General features: G+C 68.3%; 7 protein-coding genes. 1 reads left to right on the top strand and 6 read right to left on the bottom strand.

Annotation, left to right across the window (positions count from 1 at the left end):
* Positions 1-480 (top strand): HNH endonuclease signature motif containing protein (locus C8K38_RS23390; protein WP_143548510.1); only part of this gene is annotated, 480 nt, incomplete at its 5' end.
* Positions 481-892: 412 nt separating this feature from the next.
* On the opposite strand, the gene C8K38_RS23385 is transcribed toward C8K38_RS23390, so the two are convergent.
* The 6 genes from C8K38_RS23385 to C8K38_RS23360 all read right to left on the bottom strand — a co-directional run bounded on the left by C8K38_RS23385 (position 893) and on the right by C8K38_RS23360 (position 9,615).
* The gene (locus C8K38_RS23385) at positions 893-1,846 is read right to left on the bottom strand and encodes a GDP-mannose 4,6-dehydratase (RefSeq protein ID WP_218840992.1); all 954 of its coding nucleotides are present in this window, start codon (positions 1,844-1,846) and stop codon (positions 893-895) included.
* A gap of 71 nt (positions 1,847-1,917) precedes the next feature.
* Positions 1,918-3,060, bottom strand: coding sequence for a UDP-N-acetylglucosamine--N-acetylmuramyl-(pentapeptide) pyrophosphoryl-undecaprenol N-acetylglucosamine transferase (locus C8K38_RS23380; RefSeq protein WP_097213765.1), 1,143 nt, complete (start codon positions 3,058-3,060; stop codon positions 1,918-1,920).
* Between the two features lie 144 nt (positions 3,061-3,204).
* A complete protein-coding gene (locus C8K38_RS23375; RefSeq protein WP_097213764.1) occupies positions 3,205-4,203 on the bottom strand; it encodes an alpha/beta hydrolase in 999 nt (332 codons plus the stop codon).
* 221 nt (positions 4,204-4,424) lie between these two features.
* Positions 4,425-5,858 carry an HAD-IB family hydrolase gene (locus C8K38_RS23370; protein WP_097213763.1) on the bottom strand — a complete coding sequence of 478 codons (1,434 nt, stop codon included), beginning with the start codon at positions 5,856-5,858 and terminating at the stop codon, positions 4,425-4,427.
* The gene (locus C8K38_RS23365; protein ID WP_097213762.1) at positions 5,855-8,146 is read right to left on the bottom strand and encodes a glycerol-3-phosphate 1-O-acyltransferase; all 2,292 of its coding nucleotides are present in this window, start codon (positions 8,144-8,146) and stop codon (positions 5,855-5,857) included. The genes C8K38_RS23370 and C8K38_RS23365 overlap by 4 nt, the downstream gene beginning before the upstream one ends.
* The gene (locus tag C8K38_RS23360) at positions 8,143-9,615 is read right to left on the bottom strand and encodes a wax ester/triacylglycerol synthase domain-containing protein (protein WP_097213761.1); all 1,473 of its coding nucleotides are present in this window, start codon (positions 9,613-9,615) and stop codon (positions 8,143-8,145) included. Before C8K38_RS23360 ends, C8K38_RS23365 begins: the two co-directional genes overlap by 4 nt.
* Positions 9,616-9,891 lie beyond the last annotated feature (276 nt).

Genomic DNA, 9,891 nt, shown 5'->3' with positions numbered 1-9,891 from the left:
CGCGACCGCCACCGCCACCTTCGGGGGCGACGGCGCGGGCCCGCCTGGATGCCCTGGTTGGGGCCGATCTCCCTCGACCTCGCCGCCCAGATCTCGTGCGACGCCGACATCACCCCCATCGCCATGGACTCCGACGGCAACCCGATCGACGTCGGACGGACCACCCGCCTGATCCCCCGCAGACTCCGCCGCGCCCTGAACGCACGTGACTGCGGCTGCGCCTTCCCCGGCTGCGGACGACCCGCCGCCTGGACCGAAGGCCACCACATAATCCACTGGTCCAACGGCGGACCCACCAACCTGTCAAACCTGGTACTGCTCTGCCGCTTCCACCACACCACCATCCACCGCGGCGACTGGACCGTCCACATCAGCAAAGACGACAGCCATCCGTGGTTCACCCCACCCACCTGGATCGACCCCAGGCGACAACCCATGCCGGCACACAACCGGCGCAACCAACTCACCTTCGCCGCCTAAAGGCGAAACCACCGGGCACCGCCCGACACCACCCCGAAACGGGAGGCGTCGGCGCGGTGCCCGCCGCGCGTTCGGGGGAGTGATGGCGGCCTCGCCGTCGAGTTGACCGCCTGGATGCAGACCCTCGCCCTCACCGAGACCGAAGCCCCGCAATGGGATCCGAAAAAGTCACGACTGCGGCAGTTTTCGATCGCGGATGGATCGTCCGACATGCCCGGCGAACCCACCTGAGACGGTCTGCGTACGTACCGTAGCGACACCGGATCGAGGCTGCCCTTGTGCCAGGATCGGCGCTTGTTCCGTCCCAGCCTGACTAGTTTGAACCGGCCCTTACAGGCCGACACGGATATCACCGGAACTCGTGGAACGCGGCCGTCAAACCCGGCTACCTCGGGTGCGTGATCGGCTCACCTCACACGCGGTAGCGGCGAGCGTCGGCGATCGGATGAGACCCGACCCATTCGGAGGTGCGGGTGAGCCCGTCGCGCAGGGAGACCTGCGGGACCCAGTCCGTCAGCTCCCGCACCCGCCTGTTGTCCGACAACAGCCGATGGACCTCGCTCCCCGCGGGGCGCTGGCGTGAGTCCTCCGTGGTGATCGATGCGGAGGAACCCGAGATCTCGATGAGCAGACCGATCAGGTCGCGGATCGAAATCTCCTTGCCGGTGCCGAGATTCAGCGTCTGGCCCAGTGTCCGCTCGGACTCGCCGATCGCCATGAAGCCGCGAGCGGTGTCCTCGACATAGGTGAAGTCTCGGGTCGGGGTCAGCGCGCCGACGGCGATCTCCTCTGCGCCGGAGTGCAACTGGTGCAGGATCGCCGGGATCACGGCGCGCGTCGATTGTCGCGGGCCGAAGGTATTGAACGGGCGGCAGACCGAGACCGGCGTGTCGAACGAGTGGAAATGCGACAGCGCGACCATGTCCGCGGCGATCTTCGATGCCGAGTAGGGCGACTGCGGTTGCAGCGGGTGCGCCTCGGAAATGGGCACTTCTCTCGCGGTTCCGTACACCTCGCTCGTCGATGTGTGGACAACCCGTCGCACCTCGCGTCGGCGCGCGGCGTCGACGATGTTCTGGGTGCCCAGCACATTCGTCTCGAGATAGGTCAGGGGAGCCTGGTAGCTGTAGGGGATTCCGATCAGTGCCGCGAGGTGGAAGATGGTGTCGACACCCTCGGCGGCATCGAGGACCTGTCCGCTGTCGCGGACATCTCCCGCGATCATCTCGATATCGTCCAGGTGTTCCGACAGGAAGCCGGCCGGCGCGTAGGGCTTGTAGTGCGCCAGCACCCGTACCTCAGCGCCCTGCGTGAGCAACTGTTCGACCAGGCTGCTGCCGATGAAGCCCTCTCCGCCGGTGACCAAGACTCTTCTGTCGGACCAGAATTCATTCACGGGTACACCCCTTCGTTTGATGTGCTCAGCGTTTGATGTGTTCATGCGTTGACGACGTCGCGTGCCGCGGACTTGTGACCGCCGAGCTGCCGGATCCAGTTCGCCACCGTTCGCGCGGAGTCATTCATTCCCGGATGGGTGGCGTGTTCGACCGTGGCGCGCCCAGTGGCGTCGCCGACCAGGTCGTCGATTGATCGCGCCAGGGTTGCCGGGCTCAGGTCACCGTCCGCCAGCATCCTGGCGGCGCCGCGAGCCACGAGGGCTTGCGCGTTGTGTCGCTGATGGTCACCGATCGCGTGTGGGTAGGGCACGAGGACGCTGGGCACGCCCACATGGGATATCTCGGCGACGGTGATCGCGCCTGCCCGTCCGACGAAGACATCGGCGCCCGCGTACACCAGGTCCATCCTGTCCAGATACGGCAGCACCAGCACGTTGCCGAGGCCTTCGACCGCTGCGGACGCCGTCGCGAAATGCTCGGGCCCCGCTTTCACGATCAGGCGGACGTCGTCGCGGTCGCGCCACTGGCGCGCGAGCGACAGCGCGGTATCGGTCAGCCGGCGAGATCCGAGGCTGCCGCCGCACACGACCACGAGTTTCTGGCCCGGTTCCGCGCCGAAGACGGTTCGTGCCTGATCGCGAATCGCCCACTTGTCGAGCCGCGCGATCTCACGCATCAGCGGTGTGCCGACCACCCGAACCTCATTGCGGGTGAAGGCGCGAGCCGCCTCCGGGAATGCCACCGCCACCCGGGACGACAGGAGCGCGCTCAGGCGGTTTGCCCGTCCCGGCACGGCGTTGGACTCATGAATCAGGGTCGGGACGCCCGCGATGCGGGCGGCCAGCACGATCGGCAGGCTGGGATATCCGCCGGTGCCGAAGACGACGTCGATGCCGAGCTCACGGATCTGTCTCGCGCACTGGGCGCTGGCTCGTACGAGTCGTGTTGCCGCCCTCGCGCTGCCGCGCATGCCGGTCAGTCCGTCGACCTCGGCGGTATGAAGTCGGTAGCCCGCCGCGGGCACGAGTGTTTCTTCGAGTCTGCCCTTGGCGCCGAAGAAGTCGATCTGAACGTCGGTGTCTTCGCGCAGAGCCTCGGCGACGGCAAGACCGGGATAGATGTGTCCACCGGTGCCGCCCGCGCCGATGGCGACTCGAAGCGTCGATCGCGGTTCGAATGTCATGTCCGCACTGTGCGCGACGGAGATTAGAGCTCCGTTAGATCTCGGATCGGGCGGGCAGTGATCGCGGCCGGGCCGAGCAACGAAAGCGCCCGGCGGCCTGGAACTTCCAGGCCGCCGGGCGCTTCGCGAAACGAGTGGACAGTCTCACCACGCGTTCAAGGTGTTCAGGATCTGGGGGCGCGCCTTCCACAGTTCGGCGGACCAGTATTGCCACGAGTGGGTGCCGTTGGCCGGGAAGCTGTATGTGGCCGGGATGCCCATCGAGTTCAAGCGGAACTCGAAGGCGCGGGTGTTGGCCAGCGCCAGTGCCTCGAGTCCCATGCCCGCCGCGGTGTTGAAGTACTCGATCGGGGCGTTCGGCTGATCGTAGGGGCCCGGAAGACCGCTGGCCGCATAGACATACATGGACAGGCCGCGCAGCTGCTCGGCCTGGACGAACGGGTCGTTGCGCAACCACGCGGGCGACCAGGGCGGGCCCCACATGGAGTCGACGTTGTAGCGACCGGCATCGAGCATCGCGACGCGGATGGCCTCGCGCATGCCCGGTGCGGACAGGTTGAGGTAGCCCGACAGGGAGCCGGCGAAGGTGAACTGGTCGCGATGGTGCGCCGCGAGCGTCATCGCCGCGGAGCCACCCATCGACAGACCGAGCACGCCGTTGTTGTTGCGGGAGACCCCGCGGGTCTCGAGGTAGTTCGGCAGGTCGCGGGTCAGGAAGGTCTCCCACTTGTAGGTGGTCTGCTGTCCGTTGAGGTTCGACGGTGCCATCCAGTCGGTGTAGAAGCTGGACTCGCCGCCGACCGGCATCACCAGGGTGACGTTGTCGTTGCGGAACTGGTCGAGCGCGTTGGTCTCGAACGTCCACGCGTTGCGATCGTCACGCGCCCTCAGACCGTCGAGCAGGTACAGCGCGGCATTGCCGCCGCGGGAGGCCCATTGGATCTGCACCTTGATCGGGCCCATCTCCGAGGGGACCCACACTTCCTCGTACCCACCCGACGGCGCGCGGTGCGCGACGGGCGCGGCGCCCGCGGTTGCCTGACCCGAGATCCCCGCGAGCATCGCGCCCGCGAGCAGCGCCGCTGTGACGGTGAGCAGGCGTTGGAGAAGTCGGTTGGTCCATTGTGGTCTGGCAATGCTCATCAAAACTACTGGGTTCCGTCCTGTCCGTGCGATGTGCAGCGGCCGCCCCAGCGGAGAGTGGCGCCGCCCCGACCCACATCGGGCACGAAGGTACGGACGAATTATTAGCGAACCTTAAGAAATGGAAGCACTCCTGGGGCAACCCGAAATCGGCGAGTTCTACATCACAAGGGGTGGCACGGTTGCCTCGTCGGATCGGAAAGCGAGGTGGCGATCCGGACCTACTGATGCCCGGCGTGCAGGCACTCGTCGAACAGCGTCCGCACCTCGTCGACGTGCTTGTCGAGAGTCTCCACGGTCCAGTTCTCGGTGCTCACCGGCTCCAGCACGTCCACATACACCGTGCCCGGATGCGCCACAAGTGAGTTGCGCCACATCAGTTCTCCGGCGTTGTGGATGACGATCGGCACGATCGGCACCCCCGCCTGGATCGCCAGGTGGAAGCCGCCCTTCTTGAACCGGCCGAGGCGCGGCGTCACCGTCCGGGTCCCCTCCGGCGAGATCGCGATCGAGATGCCCGACTTCAGCTTGTCCACCGCCGGCGCCAGCGCGGCCTTCGCCTTCTCGCTGTCCGACCGGTCGATGTACGCCACGTCCAGCAGCGCGCCGATCGGCACGAAACGCGGATCGCGGGACGCCTCCATCTTCGCCACCCCGGTCACGTCGCGGCGGATCACCCCGCCGACGATCAGCATGTCCAGCGAACTGGTGTGATTGAACATGAACACCGCGGGCCGATCGCTCCACGCGTTGTCCTTGCCGCTGATCTTCACCGAGACCCCGCAGATCGCCAGGGCCAGGTCCGGGCCGAAGGTGCCGACGAGGTTCGCCGCGCTCTGCCGGTTGCGCAGCAACAGCCCGGCCGCGCCGCCCGCCACGGCCGTCGCCATCAGCGCGCCCACCGCGGTGGAGGTCCGCAGCACCGACACCGGATCGGCGCCGAGCTGCGGCTTGCGCAGGTTCACCACCGGCCAGCCCTTCCGCTGGGCGACGCCGGTCAGCTTGCGGTCCGGGTTCAGGGCCACCGGATGGCCCACCGACTCCAGCATCGGAATGTCCTCGCCGCCATTGGAGTACGCGAAGCTGCGGGACAGATCGGCCTCCTTCCGCTCGGCATACGAGCGCAGCGCGTCGGCCTTCGCCTGCCCCCACAGCGGCGGCGTGCTCAGCTCGCCGGTGAGCATCCCGTCCACCACCTCCGGTTCCGTCGACAGCACGTCCGCGATGTCGAGGTCCGCCGCCACCCACTGGGCTTGGTACGGGGTGGCGGAGGTGGCCATCACGATCGTGTGGCCGGCGCTCCGGTGCGCGGCGAGCAACCCGCGGACCTCCGGGTAGATCATCCCGGCGATCTCCTGCCGGAACAGCCGCTGCCCCCACTCGCGCAGCTCGTCGTCCATCCGCCCGGCCAGGGCCTGGACCCCGATCCGCATCAGCCCGCCGACGTCGGCGCCGCGGAACTGGGTGTCGATCGCCGCGCCGGTGGTGCGCAGCAGCTCGGCGAGGCTGATGTCGAAGCGGCGCAGCCGATCCCGGTACACCACGCTCGCGGAGTAGCCGCTGATCAGGGTGCCGTCCAGGTCGAACGCGGCGAGGGTCCGCGGGCCGGGCTCGGCGGCGGCGATGGCCTCGTGCAACGCGTCCACATCGCTCACAGATCACGCTCCTTGGGCGAAGTGCTGGGCTCCCGGAACTGGTCGAGACGCCCCTGGGTGAGGCCGCGGATGTGCCGTATCCGGGCGACCAGGGTGCGGATCTCGGCGGCGAATGCCGTCCGCCGCCGTGCCAGGTCGCCCTCGGCGTCCCCGTCGGCGGCCTCGACCAGATTGCGGTTGCGCGCCAGTTTCAGCGCGGTGCCGAACAGCTCGCTCGAGATGGACTCGCTGCTGGCGATCTGCTGGCGCAGCCGCCGCTGCTCGGCCAACGCGAGACACGTTGTGATGAAGTCCTTCTCGTCGAACTTCCCGGACAATGGGGTGTGGACCAGCTGATCGGCCACCACCTCGTACGCCTCCAGGAACGGTTGCAGGACCCGGTGCGCCAGGTAGGGGCGCACCCGGTCGAGCATCTTCTCGGCCAGCTTCGGATCATCGAGGTTGCTCTGCCACGTCGGGTCGAGCAGGCCCATCTCCCGGCGCATGTCGTGCTCGAAGGTGTCCCGGTCACTGAAGAAGAACTCGAACTTGAGCAGATCGCGGATCCGCTTCGCCTCGATCCAGCCGTCGACCTCCAGGTTGCCGTACTGCGCTTCGATGGCGCCCAGCAGCACCAGCTCCGTGATCGCCCGGACCACGAAGAAGTGGATGGTGTTGTTGCGGTAGAACGCCGCCACCAGGTGCTGGTCCTTGCCGAGGTAGTAGACGCGCGTGCCGCCCTTGTCGAAGCACTGCAGCACACCGGATTCCACGTGCGTGTCCAGGGCCTTGCGGTACACCTGCGGGTTCTGCAGGTCCACACCGCCTGCGGTCGGTAGCGAGCGGGCGGAGATGTAGTCGACCAGTGGCGTGAGGATGAAGGCCAGCTCGGGGACGGTGAGCGCGCGGTCCTCGATGCCGAGGAAGGCGAGCATGACCAGTGACGACACCGTGATCGGGGTGACCTCGTTGATCCGGTGACAGACCTCGAACGCGGTCTTCTGAATGGCCAGGCGCAGGTCCTTCTCGCCGCCGAGCGACTCGGCGAGCGAGAGCGGCCGGCCGACGGTCACGTGCGCCACGCCGTGCCGCTTGCCCTGGGCTCGCACGTAGCCGACCATCCAGCGCAGGCTCTCCTTCGTCTTCGCCTCGCCGTGCGCCTCGGCGGCCATCGCGCTGACCTCGTAGAGCTGGTCGTAGGTGAGCGAGACCGGTACCAGGTAGACGTCCTTGATGCCGCTGGATTGATAGGCCTTGGTCAGATAGGTGAGCAGCCCGAAGCGAGGTGGCCGCAGCTTTCCGGTGCGGCTGCGTCCGCCCTCGATGTACCACTCGAGGTTGAACCGCTTGATCAGCAGATAGCGCATGTACTCGCGCAGCGTCCACTTGTAGACCTCGTCGCCGTCGAACTTGCGGCGGATGAAGACGGTGCCGCTGCGCCTGCTGATGGGCCCGATCGGCCAGAAGCTGACGTTCAGCCCGCCCATCACGTGATTGAGGGGCAGGTCGTTCGCGAGCAGCGCCGGCCGCAGCACCAGCGGATCCAGGTACGAGCGGTGACTCGGCAGGAACACCAGCGAGTGCTCCCGGTTCAGCTCACGCAGTTCCTCGAACCGTGAGGTGTCGACATCGAGCCGGTAGGCGCGGGAGAAGTAGCGGCCCAGCCGATCCCACAGGGCGATCGCGCGCCTGCTCTGCGCGGCCACCATCTCGCCCAGCGCCTCCCTGGCCCGCTTGTCGACGTCGGCCAGCGGGAGGTTCAGCCGCAAGGACAGGTCGCTGATGCCGGCGTGGAAGCGGGCGGTGTCGGTGATCTCCTCGGTCACGAACCGCGACACCTTGTACTGATTGCCGAGCAGGGCGCGCTCGGACCGTTCCAGCGCGAGGGCGGCCTGCCTGCGGATGTATTCCGGCAGCGAGCCGCCGCCGCTCTCGTCGAGCCTGCGCTTGAGGTCGCTGAGGGGGGCGGGCTCGCCCTCGATCACCTGGCAGCGCGCCGGGTCGCTGCGCAGCACCCGCCGCTGTGCGCCGTGGCCCGGGTGCAGCGGATCCCTCGGGGACAGCGCATCCCGCAGTCCGGGTCGATGCCCGTTGTCGGGCGGTGGCAGCCACACCACGCGCACGGGGGTGAGCATCGGGTCGTCCTGCCTGCGGGTGAGCTCGGCCAGCGACTGGCTGCCGATCGGCACCGCGGTCGCGGGCTGCCCGGTGTCGGTGGGGCGGCGGCTGAGCCACGACCGCAGCACGTCGTCCTCGGCCGCCGTCACGGTCTCGGTGAGATAGACCCGAGGGTGCTGCGTGCTCGTCATCGTTGCGTCCCTTCGTTCGGGCCGGCCAGTGCGATAACCTCGTCCAGGCTCTCCTGCAGGCAGCGCATGAACAGTTTGGGAGCGGTGACCGCTGCGGTGTCGAGGTTGACCCCGATGCAGCAGGTGCCCACGTGCGAGACCAGGGTTGCCATCACCGCGCAGCCGGGTGCGGGACCGAACGGGAACATCCGCTCGATCCGGGCCCCCGCGAGATACACCGGGACCGGGACGCCCGCGACGTTGCTGGCCTGCAGGTCGAGGCCGGTGGACTGGGACAGGTACCACTCGGCGAGCAGCCAGTTCGGCAACCGCTTGAGCACGGGAGCGGCGAGGTCGATCGCGTCGATCGCCGGTTCCTCGCGCAGTCCGAGGACGATGGCGCGCACCTTCTTGATCCGCTCGACCGGGTCCGCCTCGGCGGCGGGCCCGGCGAACCGGACGGCCGCGAACCGATTGCCGCCCGAGGGGTCCGAGGCCGCCCGCATGTTCACCGGCATGCCCATCGGGATCGGGCCGATCTGCTGGCCGTGGGCCTGCGCGTAGCGGCGGAAACCGCCGAGCAGCGCGGCGACGTACGCGTCGTTGATCGAGCCGTGCGCGGCGCGGGCGGCGGCCTTGAACTCGGGCAGGCCCACCTCGAGTACGCCGAACCAGCGACCGAGCCCACGCCCGCGCAGCAGTGGCAAACCCGCCGCCGGGGGAGGGGTGACGATGCGGCGCAGCGAATTGGCATAGCCGAGTGCGTCGCTCGCGGCGCCGATCGGGTCGGCGAGGGCGCCCACCGCGGCCCTGGTCGCGCCCGTGATGAGCCCGGTGATCCGGCCGGGCGCCTTGCGCACCTCCGTCATTACGTCCTGGCCGAGCGCCTCGAAGTGGGAGAGGTGCTCGGGCGGCGCGGGCAGCCGGTCCGGCTTGTTGGGGCTGGGCGCGGACCGGCGGCTGTGCAGCAGCGTCATCATCCGGATGCCGCCCATGCCGTCGGTCATGCTGTGGTGCGTCTTGACGACATACACCGCGCGGCCGTCGTCGAGGCCCTCGATGAGCATCGCCACCCACGGCGGCCGAGCCTTGTCGAACGGCTCGGTGCCCATGTGCCTGCAGATCCGCAGCGCGTGGTTGAAGTCGGCAGGCGCAGGCAGCCGGATGCGCCGCAGGTGATAGCCGAGATCGAACTCGGGGTCCACCGACCACACCGGGTTGCCGAGACCGAAGGCGGGCTCCACCGCGCGCATCCGGATCCGGGGGACGATGTGCGAGGCCCACTCGTGCGCCCGCACCAGGCGATCCCAGTCCGGCGGGCGATCGAGGAGGTCGACCGCGACGATGGGGGTGCGCAACCGTGGCTGGGACTCCTCCATCCGCCACATGCCGGTCTCGAGATCGGACATCGACCGGTCCCAGCCGTCCGCGACGGCGGACAGGTCGACGTCGACCGCGCTCGGTGGTATCTGCGGAACGCCGTCGGTCATGCCCGCACTCCCTCGGTCGTCGAGTCCTCCCGCGGTTGGCTACTCCCGGCGCAGAGCCTGCGGAGCGCCCACAAAGCCAGTGTGGACCCGTGAGGTGGGGGACGCACAGGGTTTCGTGGCCCCGGTGGCCACTGGTACGGGTGGTTGCTCGGCGACCCGGATGTTCTCGTTCCAGCGCGCGGGTCCCTCCCCGAGTGACCGCGTCATCATCCGGTGGGCTCTACGCTGTCAGTGCCGACACGTCGAGGTCGGTTTGACCACTTGTTTAACGGTAGG

Source organism: Rhodococcus sp. OK611 (assembly GCF_003050885.1).
GTDB classification, from domain to species: Bacteria; Actinomycetota; Actinomycetes; order Mycobacteriales; family Mycobacteriaceae; genus Rhodococcus_G; species Rhodococcus_G oryzae.
The sequence above is the reverse complement of the archived record's forward strand: the minus strand, read 5'-3'. Positions and strand labels throughout refer to the sequence as shown.